Source organism: Oceanicola granulosus HTCC2516, assembly GCF_000153305.1.
Lineage (GTDB): Bacteria > Pseudomonadota > Alphaproteobacteria > Rhodobacterales > Rhodobacteraceae > Oceanicola > Oceanicola granulosus.
Genome location: NZ_CH724108.1, coordinates 557,809 through 572,606, shown reverse-complemented (window position 1 = coordinate 572,606; position 14,798 = coordinate 557,809). Strand labels below are relative to the sequence as shown.

At 71.9% G+C, this 14,798-nt stretch carries 13 protein-coding genes, 1 tRNA gene and 1 pseudogene; 7 read left to right on the top strand and 8 right to left on the bottom strand.

Annotation, left to right across the window (positions count from 1 at the left end; translation table 11 throughout):
* Nucleotides 1-1,260, bottom strand: a 1,260-nt coding sequence (gene xseA / locus OG2516_RS14880; protein ID WP_007256532.1) for an exodeoxyribonuclease VII large subunit, incomplete at its 3' end; no start/stop codon positions are given.
* Nucleotides 1,261-1,354: 94 nt separating this feature from the next.
* On the opposite strand from xseA, the gene purD reads away from it, so the two are divergent.
* Nucleotides 1,355-2,611 carry a phosphoribosylamine--glycine ligase gene (purD, locus tag OG2516_RS14875; RefSeq protein ID WP_007256531.1) on the top strand — a complete coding sequence of 419 codons (1,257 nt, stop codon included), beginning with the start codon at nt 1,355-1,357 and terminating at the stop codon, nt 2,609-2,611.
* A gap of 139 nt (nt 2,612-2,750) precedes the next feature.
* Here purD and OG2516_RS14870 read toward each other — a convergent pair whose 3' ends face one another.
* The 5 genes from OG2516_RS14870 to OG2516_RS14850 all read right to left on the bottom strand — a co-directional run bounded on the left by OG2516_RS14870 (nt 2,751) and on the right by OG2516_RS14850 (nt 7,887).
* Nucleotides 2,751-3,266: a CarD family transcriptional regulator gene (locus OG2516_RS14870; RefSeq protein WP_007256530.1), complete on the bottom strand. Its 516-nt coding sequence runs from the start codon at nt 3,264-3,266 to the stop codon at nt 2,751-2,753.
* Between the two features lie 253 nt (nt 3,267-3,519).
* On the bottom strand, nt 3,520-3,855 hold the full coding sequence (fdxA, locus tag OG2516_RS14865) for a ferredoxin FdxA (protein ID WP_007256529.1): 336 nt from the start codon (nt 3,853-3,855) through the stop codon (nt 3,520-3,522).
* Between the two features lie 54 nt (nt 3,856-3,909).
* The gene (locus OG2516_RS14860) at nt 3,910-4,296 is read right to left on the bottom strand and encodes an RNA-binding S4 domain-containing protein (protein WP_007256528.1); all 387 of its coding nucleotides are present in this window, start codon (nt 4,294-4,296) and stop codon (nt 3,910-3,912) included.
* A gap of 6 nt (nt 4,297-4,302) precedes the next feature.
* Nucleotides 4,303-7,302 carry a helicase-related protein gene (locus tag OG2516_RS14855; protein ID WP_007256527.1) on the bottom strand — a complete coding sequence of 1,000 codons (3,000 nt, stop codon included), beginning with the start codon at nt 7,300-7,302 and terminating at the stop codon, nt 4,303-4,305.
* Nucleotides 7,303-7,329: 27 nt separating this feature from the next.
* A complete protein-coding gene (locus OG2516_RS14850) occupies nt 7,330-7,887 on the bottom strand; it encodes a tetratricopeptide repeat protein (RefSeq protein WP_007256526.1) in 558 nt (185 codons plus the stop codon).
* 72 nt (nt 7,888-7,959) lie between these two features.
* On the opposite strand from OG2516_RS14850, the gene OG2516_RS14845 reads away from it, so the two are divergent.
* The 4 genes from OG2516_RS14845 to OG2516_RS14830 are packed head-to-tail and all read left to right on the top strand — an operon-like array spanning nt 7,960 to nt 11,842.
* Nucleotides 7,960-8,250 carry an SCP2 sterol-binding domain-containing protein gene (locus OG2516_RS14845; protein ID WP_040615908.1) on the top strand — a complete coding sequence of 97 codons (291 nt, stop codon included), beginning with the start codon at nt 7,960-7,962 and terminating at the stop codon, nt 8,248-8,250.
* A 2-nt stretch (nt 8,251-8,252) separates the two neighbouring features.
* The gene (locus OG2516_RS14840; RefSeq protein ID WP_007256524.1) at nt 8,253-9,182 is read left to right on the top strand and encodes an alpha/beta fold hydrolase; all 930 of its coding nucleotides are present in this window, start codon (nt 8,253-8,255) and stop codon (nt 9,180-9,182) included.
* 36 nt (nt 9,183-9,218) lie between these two features.
* Nucleotides 9,219-10,256 (top strand): ligase-associated DNA damage response exonuclease, encoded by a 1,038-nt coding sequence (locus tag OG2516_RS14835; protein WP_007256523.1) that lies wholly within the window; start codon nt 9,219-9,221, stop codon nt 10,254-10,256.
* A complete protein-coding gene (locus OG2516_RS14830) occupies nt 10,253-11,842 on the top strand; it encodes an ATP-dependent DNA ligase (protein WP_007256522.1) in 1,590 nt (529 codons plus the stop codon). Before OG2516_RS14835 ends, OG2516_RS14830 begins: the two co-directional genes overlap by 4 nt.
* A 76-nt stretch (nt 11,843-11,918) precedes the next feature.
* Here the strand turns inward: OG2516_RS14830 and OG2516_RS14825 are convergent, their stop codons facing one another.
* Nucleotides 11,919-13,235, bottom strand: a complete 1,317-nt coding sequence (locus OG2516_RS14825) for an ATP-binding protein (protein ID WP_007256521.1) — start codon at nt 13,233-13,235, stop codon at nt 11,919-11,921.
* 40 nt (nt 13,236-13,275) lie between these two features.
* Between OG2516_RS14825 and OG2516_RS14820 the strand changes: the two genes are divergently transcribed.
* On the top strand, nt 13,276-14,193 hold the full coding sequence (locus OG2516_RS14820) for an MBL fold metallo-hydrolase (RefSeq protein WP_007256520.1): 918 nt from the start codon (nt 13,276-13,278) through the stop codon (nt 14,191-14,193).
* 60 nt (nt 14,194-14,253) lie between these two features.
* Nucleotides 14,254-14,328 (top strand) — tRNA-Asn (locus tag OG2516_RS14815).
* 98 nt (nt 14,329-14,426) lie between these two features.
* Here the strand turns inward: OG2516_RS14815 and OG2516_RS19715 are convergent.
* Nucleotides 14,427-14,561, bottom strand: a pseudogene (locus tag OG2516_RS19715) (ATP-binding cassette domain-containing protein); the annotation flags it as partial.
* Nucleotides 14,562-14,798 lie beyond the last annotated feature (237 nt).

Sequence of the window (14,798 nt, the reverse complement as noted above, 5' to 3'; positions counted from 1 at the left end):
CCCTGCCGCCGCCTCGCGCCGCTGCCCGAGGCGGACCAGCAGCCGCTCGGGCGCGAGCCGCCCGGCGCAGGCCTCGTAATCCCGCCGGCGCTGCCGCACGCCCCGCCCCAGCGCAGGAACGAGCCGGCCGCCGCAATCGCCGAGCCGCCGCCGTCCGTCGGCCACGCGCCCGCGCACCGCCCCCGGCCGCAGCGCCCCCGCCGCGTGCGAGAACCGCGCGCGCTTGCGGTCCATCGCGCCGCGCAGCGCCCCGACCAGCCGCCGCTCCTGCCCGTCGAAGCGCTGGCTAGGCCGCTCGAGCAGCGCCTCCGGCCGCCCCAGAACCCGGCCGAGATCGCGGAGCCGCTGCCCGCGCCCGAGCAGCCCCTGCCCCAGCGCCCGGCTCAGCCGCGCCGCCTGCCCGTCGACCCACCCCAACAGCTCCAGCCGCACCGGCACCGCCATCTCGGCCGCCGCCGTCGGGGTCGGCGCACGGCGGTCGGCGACGTGGTCGATCAGCGTCGTGTCGGTCTCGTGTCCCACCGCCGAGATCAGCGGGATCGTCGAGGCCGCCGCCGCGCGTGCCACCGCCTCCTCGTTGAAGCCCCAGAGATCCTCGATCGACCCGCCGCCGCGCGCCACGATCAGCAGCTCCGGCCGCGGCAGCGCGCCGCCCGGCGTCAGCGCGTTGAACCCGGCGATCGCGCGGGCCACCTCGGGCGCGCAGGCCTTGCCCTGCACCGCCACCGGCCAGACCAGCACCTTGCGCGGGAACCGCTCGCGCAGGCGGTGCAGGATGTCGCGGATCACCGCCCCCTGCGGCGAGGTGACGACGCCGATCACCTCCGGCAGGTAGGGCAGCGGCCGCTTGCACTCGGGCGCGAACAGCCCCTCCGCCTCCAGCGCCTTCTTGCGCTTCTCGAACATCGCCATCAGCGCGCCCACGCCCGCGACGGCCACCTCGTCCACGATCATGTTGTATTTCGACTGACCGCCGAACGCGGACAGCCGTCCGGTCACCACCACCTCGAGCCCTTCCTCGGGCATCACCGACAGCCCCGCCAGCTGGCCGCGCCAGATGTTGCAGGCGAGGACGGACTTGTCGTCCTTGACGTCGAAATAGAGGTGCCCCGAGCGCGCCTTGAACACCCGCCCGACCTCGCCGCGCACGCGGATGCGGCCGAACTGGTCCTCCAGCGCACGCTTCACCGCGCCCGAGATCTCGGAGACGGTGAATTCCGCCAGGTTGCGTCCCGGCTGCGGCTCGTCGATCAGGTCCATGCCACGCCCCTTCGTGCTGCTCGTGCCGCCCTTGTGCTGCCCGAGGCCCGACCCTAGAACGCGCCGGACCAGAAGCTCAAGCGGGGGCCGGCCCATGAACATCCTCATCCTCGGCAGCGGTGGGCGCGAGCACGCCATCGCCTGGGCCGTCGCCCAGAACCCGAAGTGCGACCGCCTCATCGTCGCGCCGGGCAATGCCGGGATCGCCCAGCTCTGCGAGTGCGCCAGCCTCGATATCCTCGACGGCGACGCGGTGGCCGAGTTCGCCGGCGAGAACGCCATCGACCTCACCATCGTCGGCCCCGAAGCCCCCCTCGCCGCCGGCGTCGCTGACCGGCTGCGCGCCGCCGGCTTCACCGTGCTCGGCCCCTCCGCCGAGGCCGCCCGGCTCGAGGCGTCCAAGGCCTTCACCAAGGAGATCTGCGACGCCGCCCACGCCCCCACCGCCGCCTGGGCCCGCTTCACCGAGCACGCTCCCGCCCGCGCCTACCTCGCCGAGCGGGGCGCGCCGATCGTCATCAAGGCCGACGGCCTCGCCGCGGGCAAGGGCGTGACGGTGGCGATGGACGTCGCCGAGGCCGAGGCCGCGCTCGACGACATCTTCGCCGGCGCCTTCGGCAGCCCCGAGGTGGTGATCGAGGAGTACATGCCCGGCGAGGAGGCGTCCTACTTCTTCCTCGTCGACGGCACCGACATCCTGCCCATCGGCACCGCCCAGGACCACAAGCGCGCCCACGACGGCGACACCGGCCCCAACACCGGCGGCATGGGCGCCTACTCCCCCGCCCCGGTGCTGACCGACGAGATCGCCCGCCGTGCGAGGGACGAGATCATCCGCCCGACGATGGAGGAGATGGCCCGGCGCGGCACGCCGTTCAGCGGCATCCTCTATGCCGGCCTGATGATCGACAGCGGCGCGCCGCGGCTCGTCGAGTACAACGTCCGCCTCGGCGATCCGGAGGCGCAGGTGCTGATGATGCGCCTCGGCGGGCAGGCGCTCGACCTGTTCCAGGCCTGCGCCGAGGGCCGCCTGAACGACGTCGCACCCACCTGGGCCGACGATCACGCGCTGACGGTGGTGCTGGCCGCCGAGGGCTATCCCGGCCCCTACACCAAGGGCAGCGAGATCCGCGGCCTCGACGCGCTCCCCGAGGACAGCCATCGCATGACCTTCCACGCCGGCACCGAGGCGCGCGACGGCCGCATCGTCGCCACCGGCGGCCGCGTCCTCGCGGTCACCGCCCGCGGCGCAAGCCTGAAGGAGGCCCGCGACGGCGCCTACGCCCTCGCCGACGCCATCGACTGGCCCGAAGGATTTCACCGCACCGACATCGGCTGGCGCGCCCTCTAGGCTTCATCTGGCCAAAAATATGCAGCCCCTCACCCACACCGCCGCCGGCTCAAGGGGGCTCACGCCGCCACGCAGCCCCCTAAAACAGCAAAGCCGCGGGCGGGGCCCGCGGCTTTTCCGCTAGGTCGGGTATCGTCGCTCAGGCGGCCGCGGCGCGGCTGACGAGAACGTCGTCGATCTCCTTGGCCGCGGCGACCTCGTCGTTGCCGCCGACAGCGGCGATCTCGCGGGTCAGGCGCTCGAGGGCAGCCTCGTAGAGCTGGCGCTCGGAGTAGGATTGCTCGCGCTGGTCATCGGCGCGGTGCAGGTCGCGGACCACCTCGGCGATGGCGATCAGGTCGCCCGAGTTGATCTTCTGCTCGTATTCCTGCGCCCGGCGCGACCACATGGCCTTCTTGACCTTGGCCTTGCCCTTGAGCGTCTTCATCGCGTGGGCGACGACGTCGGGCGAGGACAGCGAGCGCATGCCCACCTCCTCGGCCTTGTGCGTCGGCACGCGCAGGGTCATCTTGTCCTTCTCGAAGGAGATCACGAACAGCTCGAGCTCGAAGCCGGCGACCTCCTGCTTCTCGATCGACACGATCTGACCGACCCCGTGGGCGGGGTAGACGACGTGGTCGTTGGGGCTGAACTCGTTCTTCCTGGATTTGCTCATCTGGGTCCTTCCCGGCGGCACCGATCCTACGTGGCAGGCAACAGAAAAGATCGGCGGGGCGCGTGAGCCTCCGTCGATCCGGCCTGGTGATGTACGATCAGCAATCTGGCAGCATTACGCTCTTACATAGCACGAAAACCGCCCTGTTGGAAGGGCGGCGCGGCCCCGGCGCGCCAGCCAGGGGGTGCGCTCACGCAAACGTTCCGCAGCGTCAAGCCCGGAATTGCCACGCCGGCGGACGGGCGGCGAATCGTCAGCCGCCCTCGCCGGCCGCCTCCGAGAACAGCTCGAGCTTGCCCGACTTGCCGTCCATCTCCTCGGCCTTCGGGAGCGGGTCCTTCTTGGTGATGATGACCGGCCAGATCTCGGCGTACTTGCGGTTGAACTCGACCCACTTCTCGACGTCCGGCTCGGTGTCGGGCCGGATCGCGTCGGCCGGGCACTCGGGCTCGCAGACGCCGCAATCGATGCACTCGTCGGGGTGGATCACCAGCATGTTCTCGCCCTCGTAGAAGCAATCCACGGGGCACACCTCGACGCAGTCGGTGTATTTGCAGGCGATGCAGTTGTCGTTGACGATGTAGGTCATGCGGGCTCTCGTCCTCGGCTTTCGCCGGCTAGCTATGCCAAGCCCGCCCGGTCTTCAAGCGTCCCCGGACGGATCCGGGGCCTGGTGCCGCCGCAGCGCCCGGCCGGCCTTGCCCGTGGGTCGCCCGCCGCCGTCGTAGGACGGGTTGGCCGGCGCCTTCGGCGGCGCGGGGGGCGAGAGGTCGTCGTAGAGCGCGCGCGCCTCGGGCGCGGGGCCGCGACGGGTACCGAGGGCGAGGATTCGCACCACCCGCACCGCCTGCCCCTGCGGGAAGGTCAGCACGTCGCCGGCCCCGACGGCGCGGGCGGGCTTGCTCACGGGCTGTCCGTCGACGCGGACGCGCCCGTTGCCGACGATCTCCGCGGCGAGGCTGCGCGACTTGAAGAACCGCGCCTGCCAGAGCCACTTGTCCAGCCGGATCGTGGAGCGGGGCTCGTTCAAGCGGCCTCAGTCGGCCTTGAAGCCCGCGAGGGCCGCGGCGAACGGGTTGTCCGGGTCGATCGGCTTGTCGCGGCGCGGACGGGCCTCGTAGGTCTTGGCGCGGCCGTCCTGCTTGGCATCGGCCTTGCCCTTGCCCTTGCCGTGCTGGGGCTTGCCCCCGGCCGGCTTCTTGCCGCGCGGCTTACCACGGCCGGGCGCGCCCTTGCGCTCGCCCTGCGGACGGCCGCCCTGGCGGCGCTCGTTGCGCCGGCCGCCCCAGGTGAAGGTGTAGAACACCTCCGTCTCGGCAGGCTCGGACGCCTCGGCCGCGCCGGACATCTGCGGCGTCTGGTCGGGGACCTCGGTCGGAATGTCGCCGGGCACCTCGGTGCCCGGCATCGGCGGCGCCTCGGTCGGCTCCTCGACGGGTGCCTCGGGCGGCGAGTCGGGGGGCAACTCGTCGGGCGGCGTCGGCTCGCTCGGCGGCAGGTCCGGATCGGGGACCGGCGGCGCCTCGGGCGGCGGCGTGTCGGGGCCGCCGGGGGGCGCGGGCGGCTCCTCGGGCGGCGTGTCGGGGGCCGGCGGCTCGGGCGGCGGCATCGGCACGTCGGGCTGCGGCGGCTCGGCGGGCGGATCGGCCGGGGTCGAGGCCTTCACCTTGGGCCGCTCGCCCTTCTCGGCGCGGTAGCCCAGACCCTCCATCAGCCCGGCGAACTGCTCGAGCGTCATGCCGGTGATCGACAGCATGTCCGGCGTCGCCTCGAAGCCGCCCTTGCTGTCCTTGTCGCGCAGCATGTCGGCGAGGCGCTCGAGCATGTCGATGCGGATCGCCCGCTCGCCCGCGGCGCGGTAGCCCGACATCGCCCACGCGCCCGGCTCCGCCCCCTGCCCCGTCGGCACGGTGACGAGCCCCGGCGGCGGCGCCTCGGGGAAGGTGTCGAGCCCCTTGGCGAGCGACCACAGCACCAGACGCAGCCGCGTCGGGGCCGGCTTGAGCAGGAGCGGCTGGAACACGGTGAACTGGCCGAAGCGCACGCCGTGGCGGCGCAGGCTGGCGCGCGCGTCCTGGTCGAGCGCGCGGACCTCCTCGGCGACGTCGCCGCGCGGGATGATGCCGAAGCTCTCGACCATCCGGTAGGCGAAGCCCCGCGCCAGCCCCTGCAGCGCCGTGTCGTCGCGCATCTTGAGCAGCGGCTCGAAGGCGGCGGCGATCTTGCGATCGATGAAATGCTGCAGCCGGCGCGTCACCTTCTGGGCGACGTCGGGCCCGGCCTCCTCGTCGACGAAGGCCTCGACGCGCGGCTTGAGCGGATCGTCGCCCGCCACCAGCTTGCCGATGGCCTGGTCGCCCCACATGAGCCCGCCCTGCTCGGTGAAGTCGATCTCCGGATCGGGGGCGTTGTAGAAGCGGTCGGCGCGGAGATGGAACTCCGGCGCGAGCGCCTGCAGGGAGGCCTGTCGGAGGGTCTTGGCCTCGTCCTGGCTCGCGGATTTGTCCTGGCGGAAGCGAAACCCTTCCAGCCGCCCGACGAACTGGCCCTCGACGGTCACTTCGCCCTTGTCATTCACCTCGGCCAACATGGCCTCCTTCTGCTTGAGCCGGCGAAGCAGCACGCTGGTCCGCCGGTCCACAAATCTCTGGGTCAGCGCGCCGTGGAGCGCATCCGACAGCCGATCTTCTACCGCGCGCGTCTCCTCGCGCCAACGGCTTTCGTCCGTCACCCAGCCATTCCTCTGGGCGACATAGGTCCATGTGCGGATATATGCCAATCTCTTGCTGATCGTGTCGATCTCGCCGTCGGCACGATCCAGCCGCTTGACCTGCCGCGCCATCCAATCGTCGGGCACCCGCCCCTTTTCGTGCAGGAACGCGAACAGCTGCCGCAGCAGCGCGGCGTGCTCGGCGTGGCTGATGCCGCGGAAGTCGGGGACGCGGCAGACGTCCCACAGCAGCCGCACCGAGGCCGGATCGGAGGCGCGCGCGGCGACTTCCGCGTCGCCGACCAGCGCCTTCAGCGCGGCCAGGTCGTCGCTCTCGCGCACCCGGGTGAGCCACATGTCGGAGGTCTTCTGCTCGAGGCTCTGGATCAGCCGGCCGTAGGTGCCGAACTCGAGCGCGCCGTTGCGCCATTGCAGCTTCTTCACCGGAGCGAAACTGTGGTTGGTGATCGCCTCGACCACGTCCTCGTCGAGCTCCGGCGCCTCGCCGGTGACGCCGAAGGTGCCGTGATTCATGTGCCGCCCGGCCCGGCCCGCGATCTGGGCGAGCTCGCCGGGGATCAGCGGGCGCATCCGGCGGCCGTCGAACTTCGACAGGGCCGAGAAGGCGACGTGGTTGATGTCGAGGTTGAGCCCCATGCCGATGGCGTCGGTGGCGACGAGGTAGTCGACGTCGCCGTTCTGGTACATGTCGACCTGCGCGTTGCGCGTGCGCGGGCTGAGCGCCCCCATCACCACCGCCGCCCCGCCCTTCTGGCGGCGCAGCAGCTCGGCGATGGCGTACACATTTTCAACCGAGAAGCCGACAATGGCCGACCGGCCGGGCATCCGGCTTATCTTTTTCGAACCAGAGTAGGTCAGCTGGCTGAAGCGTTCGCGCTTCATGAACTGCACCTTCGGCACCATCGCCGCGATCGCCGAGCGCATCGTCTCGGCGCCCATGAACAGCGTCTCGTGGTGGCCGCGCGCGTGCAGCAGCCGGTCGGTGAAGACATGCCCGCGCTCGGGATCGGCGCAGAGCTGGATTTCGTCGACGGCCACGAAATCGGCCGCCATCTGCGGCATTGCCTCGACGGTGCAGACCCAGTACTGCGCCCGCCCCGGCACGATCCGCTCCTCGCCCGTCACCAGCGCGACGACCGAGGGCCCGCGCGCCCGCACGATCCGGTCGTAGACCTCGCGCGCCAGCAGCCGCAGCGGCAGGCCGATGATGCCGGTGCGGTGGCCGAGCATCCGCTCGATCGCGTAATGTGTCTTGCCGGTATTGGTCGGGCCGAGAACGGCCGTGATCCGGGGATGGGCGGTCATGTTGCCCCCTCGGGCAGAGGGGCGGGCCTAGAGCGGCACGCCCTCCAGTTCCTGCTCAAGTCGCGTCACCGACTCGGCTACATGCGCAAGATGCGGATGTATAGCCAGAACCCGGCGGTAGACTTCAAGCGCGGTTTCGGTGTCGCCGATCTGCTCCAGGATGATCGCCAGCCCGCGCATGGCGCCGAAATGGCGCGGGTTGAGCACCAGCACCTCGCGCAGGTCGTCGAGCGCGGGGCCGGTCTGGTCGAGCAGGAAGTAGGCGGTGGCGCGGCCGTGGTAGGCCTCGGCGAAGTCGGGCGCGAAATCGATCACCGCGGTGAAGTGCTCCACGGCCGCGACCGGGTCCTGCGCCTCCAGCGCGCGGCTGCCGCGCTCGAACAGCAGGTCGATCGCCGGCGAGCCGCTCTTCGACCACGCCGCCGCGATGCGCTCCTCGATGCGCGCCGCCTCCTCGGGGTCCGCCTCCTGCAGCAGCGCGAACATCTCGTCGACGCTCTCCTGCGCCGCCAGCGGCAGCGGCGACGCCACGGCCAACAGCGCGGCGGTCACAATATGTTTGATCGGGTAGGAATTGCTCGCCATATCCGGAATGTAGAGATGATTTCGGCGGACGCCAGTGGCGGGCCGTCACAACTTCCGGAAAGGGTCTGGAACATGAGCGATGTAGTGGCCGGGGCCGTCGAGCGCCTCAACGCGAAGATGGGCGGCGAAGGCTTTGACGGGACGGCGAAGTTCGTCATCGAGGACGAGGGCGCGGTGATGATCGACCAGTCCGGCGCCCACGCCGGCGACGAGCCCGCCGACGTCACCCTCACCGCCAGCCGGGAGACCTTCGAGGGGATGCTCAACGGCGAGGAGAACGCCACCGCCGCCTACATGAGCGGCCGCCTCAAGGTCGACGGCGACATGGGCGCCGCGATGCGGCTGTCGGGGCTGCTCTCCTGAGGATGGACCCCGCCCCCTTCCACGCCGACGTCGCCGACGGGCCGGACGGGGGCGGCGCGCACTGGATCGTCACGCGCGACGGGGTCCGGCTGCGCGCCGGCCACTGGCCCTGCCCCGGCGCGCGCGGCACCGTGCTGCTGTTCACGGGGCGCACCGAGTACATCGAGAAGTACGGCCGCGCCGCCCGCGCGCTGGCCGAGCGCGGCTTCGCCACCGCCACGCTCGACTGGCGCGGCCAGGGCCTGTCGGCGCGGCTGCGGGACGATCCGCTGATCGGCCACGTGCGCCGCTTCGCCGACTACCAGCACGACGTCGCCGCCCTCCTCGCCCACGCCCGCACTCTCGGCCTGCCCGAGCCGTTCCACCTGCTCGCCCACTCGATGGGCGGCGCGATCGGGCTGCGGGCGCTCTACGAGGGGCTGCCGGTGAAGGGCGCCGCCTTCTCCGCGCCCATGTGGGGGATCCAGCTGTCGGCCTCGCTGCGCCCGCTGGCCTGGGGGCTGTCGACGCTCGCGCGCCAGCTGCGCTTCGGCCACCTCTATGCCCCCGGCCAGAGCGGCGAGCCCTTCCTGCTGCGCGGCGCCTTCGAGCTCAACACATTGACCTCCGACGAGGAGATGTTCCTCTACATGCAGCGCCAGATCCAGCAGCACCCCGACCTCGCCCTCGGGGGTCCGTCGCTGCACTGGCTCAACGAGGCCCTGGGCGAGACCCGCCGCCTCGCCGCGCGCCCCGCGCCCTCGCGGCCCTGCGTCACCTTCCTCGGCACCGACGAGACCATCGTCGACACCGCCCGCATCCGCGCCCGCATGGCCGGCTGGTCCGGCGGCGAACTGGTGTCCATCGAGGGCGGCCGCCACGAGGTTCTGATGGAGACGCCGCGCCACCGCCGCGCGGTGTTCGACCGGCTGGCGGAGGAATTCGGCCCCTAGCTGGCCCCGCCCATCCGCGGCCCTAGCTTTGCCGCCATGGCCGACGTGCTCACCTTCACCGACAGCGGCATCTACTGCGCCGCGGGCGACTTCCACATCGACCCGTGGAAGCCCGTCGCCCGCGCGCTGATCACTCACGGCCATTCCGACCACGCCCGCCCCGGCATGGGGGCCTATCTCTGCACCGACGGCACCGCCCCGGTCATGCGCCACCGGCTCGGCGCCGACATCCGCGCCGAGACCATGGCCTACGGCGAAACCCGCCGGATCGGCGGCGCGACCGTGTCCTTCCACCCGGCCGGCCACGTCCCGGGCTCGGCGCAGATCCGCGTCGAGGCCGGCGGCGAGGTCTGGGTCGCCTCGGGCGACTACAAGACCGTCGACGACGGCCTCTCCACCCCCTTCGAGCCGGTCGCCTGCCACGCCTTCATCACCGAGAGCACCTTCGGGCTGCCCGTCTTCAACTGGACCCCGCAGGACGAGCTGCGCACGCAGATCAACGGCTGGTGGGCCGCCAACGCCGCCGAGGGCCGCGCCTCGCTGCTCGGCGCCTACGCGCTCGGCAAGGCGCAGCGGCTGCTGACCGGCCTCGACCCCTCCATCGGCCCGATCCTGACCCACGGCGCGGTCGAGAACACCAACGAGGTGCTGCGCGCCCAGGGCCTGGCGCTCCCCGACACGATCCGCGTCACCCCCGACCTCGTCGCCAGGGACCACCCCGGCGCCCTCGTCCTCGCCCCGCCCTCCGCCCTCGGCTCCCCCTGGGCGGGCCGCTTCCGCGGCGCTTCCTCGGGCTTCGCCTCGGGCTGGATGGCGCTGCGCGGCGTGCGGCGGCGGCGGGCTGCGGACCGCGGCTTCATCGTCTCCGACCACGCCGACTGGGCCGGTCTCAACGCCGCCATCCGCGCCACCGGCGCGCACCGCATCTTCGTCACCCACGGCTACACCTCGATCTTCCGCCGCTGGCTCGAGGAGCAGGGCTACGACGCCGCCGTCGTCGAGACCGCCTACGAAGGCGAGAGCCTCGACGCCGAGGCGGCCGAGACGCCCGACGCGCCGGAGGTCGTCGAGTGAAGGACTTCGCCACGCTCTTCACCGCCGTCGACCAGACGACCCGCACCACCCGCAAGGTCGAGTCTCTCGCCGAGTTCTTCCGCACCGCGTCCGACGCCGACAAGCTCTGGTGCGTCGCCCTGTTCTCCGGCCGCCGCCCCAAGCGCGTCATCACCACCACCGTGCTGCGCGAATGGGCGGCCGAGCGGGCCGGCATCCCGCTGTGGCTGTTCGAGGAGAGCTACCCCATCGTCGGCGACCTCGCCGAGACCATCGCGCTCGTCCTGCCGCCCGCTGCGGCACATGAAGAGCGCCCGCTAAGCCACTGGATCGCCAGGCTGCGCGAGCTCTCGGCCGGCGACGACGCGACCCGCAAGGCCGGCATCCTCGCCGCCTGGGACGTGCTCGACCGCACCGAGCGGCTGCTGTTCACCAAGCTGCTCACCGGCGGCTTCCGCGTCGGCGTCAGCCAGAAGCTGATGACCCGCGCCCTGGCCCGGGCGACGGGGCAGGACGAGGCCGAGCTGACCCACAAGCTGATGGGCGCCTGGACTCCCGAGACGACCTCGTGGGAGGCGCTGATCGAGGCGCACGACCCGAGCGCCGACCTGTCGCGCCCCTACCCGTTCTACCTCGCCTACCAACTCGACGACCTCGCCGCCCTCGGCTCCGCCGCCGACTGGATCGCCGAGTGGAAGTGGGACGGCATCCGCGGTCAGCTCGTCCTGCGCGGCGGCGAGCACCACCTCTGGAGCCGCGGCGAGGAGCTGATGACGCCGCGCTTCCCCGAATTCGCCCGCCTGATCGACTACCTCCCCGACGGCACCGTGATCGACGGCGAGGTGCTCGCCTTCGCCGACGAGACGCCCCTGCCCTTCAACGCGCTGCAAAAGCGGATCGGCCGCAAGAGCGTGCCGAGGAAGCTGCTCGAGGAGAGCCCCGTCGTGCTGATGGCCTACGACCTGCTCGAGGACGGCGGCACCGACATCCGCGCCCGCCCCTTCGCCGAGCGCCGCGCCCGCCTCGCCGAACTGATCGGCACCATCCCTCCCGAGGCCCCGGCCCGGCTGTCGCCCGCCGTCACCGCCGACAGCTGGGAGGCGCTCGCCGTCGAACGCGAGACCTCGCGCGACAGGAACGCCGAGGGCCTGATGCTCAAGCGCGCCGACAGCCCCTACCTCGCCGGGCGCAGGAAGGGCGACTGGTGGAAGTGGAAGGTCGACCCGCTGGTGATCGACGCGGTGATGATCTACGCCCAGTCCGGCTCGGGCCGGCGCGCCAACCTGTTCACCGACTTCACCTTCGCGGTCTGGGACGGCGACGACCTCGTCCCCTTCACCAAGGCCTATTCCGGCCTCACCGACGCCGAGTTCCGCCGCATCACCGCCTGGGTCCGCCGCAACACGCTGCAGAAGTTCGGCCCCGTCCGCCAGGTGCGCCCCGAGCACGTGTTCGAGATCGCCTTCGAGGGCATCCAGGAGAGCCCGCGCCACAAGTCCGGCGTCGCCCTGCGCTTCCCCCGCATGAGCCGATGGCGCCACGACAAGCCCATCGCCGAGGCCAACACCCTCGCCGACCTGCGCGAGATGCTCGCCACCTACGGCTGAGACAAGAGCGCCCCCGCGCCCCCTCTGTCCTGCAAATATCCCCGCCGGAGGCATCCCCCCTCGCCACCGCGCCGCGTCACACGGCAATGCTGAACTCCGCCCGCAGCCCGCCCAGCTCCGCGCTGTCGCCCAGCCGCAGCGCCCCGCCGTGGCTGCGGGCCACATCGGCCACGATGGCGAGCCCGAGCCCCACGCCGCTGCCCCGGTCCTGGTTGCGCGCCGGGTCGAGCCGGGTGAAGGGCCGGGTCGCCTCCTCGCGCCGCGCCTCGGGGATGCCCGGCCCGTCGTCCTCGACCACCACCCGCAGCATCCGCTCGCTCACCGACAGCGTGACCCGCACCCGGCTGCCGTAGCGCAGGGCGTTGCCGATCAGGTTGCTCACCGCCCGGCGCACCGCCACCGGCCGCAGCCGCGCCAGGGGCCGGGTTTCCTCGCGCACGAGCTCCACGTCGCCGCCGGTGCGGCGGGCGTCCTCGACCAATCCCCCCACCAGCGCGACCGGGTCGACCTCCTCGGTGTCGTCCTCGGCGTCGTTCCGGGCGAAGTCGAGGAAGGCGTCGAGCAGGTGCTGCATCTCGTCGACGTCCTTGCGCAGCAGCGCCGCCTCGTCGTCGTCGAGCATCGACAGCGCCAGCCGCATCCGGGTGAGCGGCGTGCGCAGGTCGTGGCTGACGCCCGAGAGCATCATCGTCCGGCTCTGGGTCTGCCGCTCGATGCGGTTCCTCATCTCCAGGAACGCCCGCCCCGCCTGGCGCACCTCGCGCGCCCCCGACGGCTGGTAGCGCACGATCCGCCCCTTGCCGAACTCCGCCGCCGCCGCCGCCATCCGGGTGATCGGGCGCAGCTGGTTGCGCATGTAGATGTAGGCCACCGCCGTCAGGATCACGCCGAAGAAGATCATGATGACGATCAGCTGGTGCGGGTTCGACGCCGAGATCCGCCGCCGGTCGAACTCGATCATCATGTCGCCCCAAGGCGTCTCGACCCAGATGTTGGCGTCGCGGTCGTCGGGCAGCGTCACCGCCTCCAGCCCCACGAGCCGCTCGTTCAGCGAGTCGATGATGACGATCCCAGAGAAGTCGTACCAGCGCCGCTGGTCCTCGGCCGGGGTCGCGTCGGCCGGCAGGCGCGGCTCGAGGTTGAGCGGCGGGGCGATGTAGGAGATCGCCCTGTAGGCCGCCGTCAGGTTGGGCGCATCGCGGACCTCCTCGGTGAGGAAGCGCAGGTCGTACGCAACGGAGCGCACCATCTGCCGCGTGACGTCCTCGAAATGGCGCTGGATGAAGGCGACGAAGACGATAAGCTGCAGCAGCGTGACGGGGAGCACGAGGATCAGCGCCGCCCGGCCCTGCAGGCCCTGGGGAACGTAGCGTTTGAGCCAGCGGAACGACATGGCGCGACGCTAGCGCCCGGAGCCGAGCGAGGACAAGCGAATGCAGGCGCAGGCGCGACATGGCGAGCCGGTGACGCTGCGCCCCGGCGTGGTGCGGGTGCGCGCGCCCAACCCCTCGCCGATGACCGGCGCCGGCACCAACAGCTACCTCGTCGGCACGACCGACCTGGCCCTCATCGACCCGGGGCCCGACGACCCGGCGCACCGCGACGCCCTGCTCGCCGCCATCGACGGCCGGCCGGTGGCGGCCGTCGTCGTCACCCACGCCCACCGCGACCACTCCGCCCTCGCCCCCGCCCTCGCCTCGGCCGTCGGCGCGCCCGTCGTCGCCTTCGGCGGCCCCGAGGCCGGCCGCAGCGCCGTGATGTCACGGCTCGCGGCGGAGGGTCTGGCCGGCGGCGGCGAGGGCATCGACACGGACTTCGCGCCCGACCGGACGGTGGGCGACGGCGCCCGCCTCGCCGGGGCGGGCTGGGCGCTCGAGGTGCTGCACACGCCGGGCCACATGGGCAACCACATCTGCCTGCTCGGCGACGGCTACGGCTTCTGCGGCGATCACGTGATGGGCTGGGCCAGCACCCTGATCTCCCCGCCCGACGGCGACGTCACCGACTTCCTCGCCTCCTGCGCCCGCCTGCGCGCCCGCGCGCCCTCCGTCCTCTATCCCGGCCACGGCGCCCCGGTGACCGACCCGGCCGCGCGCATCGACTGGCTCGTCGCCCACCGCACCGCCCGCGAGACCGCCCTGCTCGACGCCCTCGCCGCCGGCCCCGCCACGCTCGCCACCCTCACCCCCTGCCTCTACGCGAACACGCCCACCGCCCTGCACCCCGCCGCCGCCCGCAACCTCTTCGCCCACCTCGTCGCCCTCGTGCAGCACCGCCGCGCCACCGCGACCCCCGCCCTCACCCCCGAAGCCCTCTTCGCGCTGCCCGGAGACGACGTCGCGGAGACCTGAAACTTTTCCCCGAAAAGCCTCTGGACGCCTCCCGAGCGCATTGCTATAGCGCCCCCGTGTTCCGGCGTAGCTCAGCGGTAGAGCAGTTGACTGTTAATCAATTGGTCGTAGGTTCGATCCCTACCGCCGGAGCCAAAATCTTCTGAAAGAGCAGTAGCCGACCGAAGGTCGCCCAAGGCGCCCCATCGCAGCACGAACCACGCCCGCATTCGCCGCAGGCCTCTCCGAGGCTTGGCGATCATGCGCAGCGTCGTCGACTTGCCGCACCCGGACGGGCCGACGAGGACGACGGACTTCTTCTCCCGCACTTCGAGAGCGATCCCGTGGACCACCTGGACCGCGCCGTTGCGCGCCAGCGGCGACACGATCTACGCACAACTTCGTCTGGTCCCAGTGGCTGTTCCGGGTCCCAGCGACGGCGCTCGCGGTCGTCGTCTTCGGCTGACCGGCCTTCTGGGTGCTGACGATCGTTCCGCGCACCAGGACCCTCATCCTGTCGCCCATCCCATGTCTCTCCTCCCGTTCCGGTCTTACTGTCGAAGGCTCTACCTCGGCAGAGAGCAACCGCCCCACCCACCGGTCCCCTTCCAGTCCGCGCTCGTGTA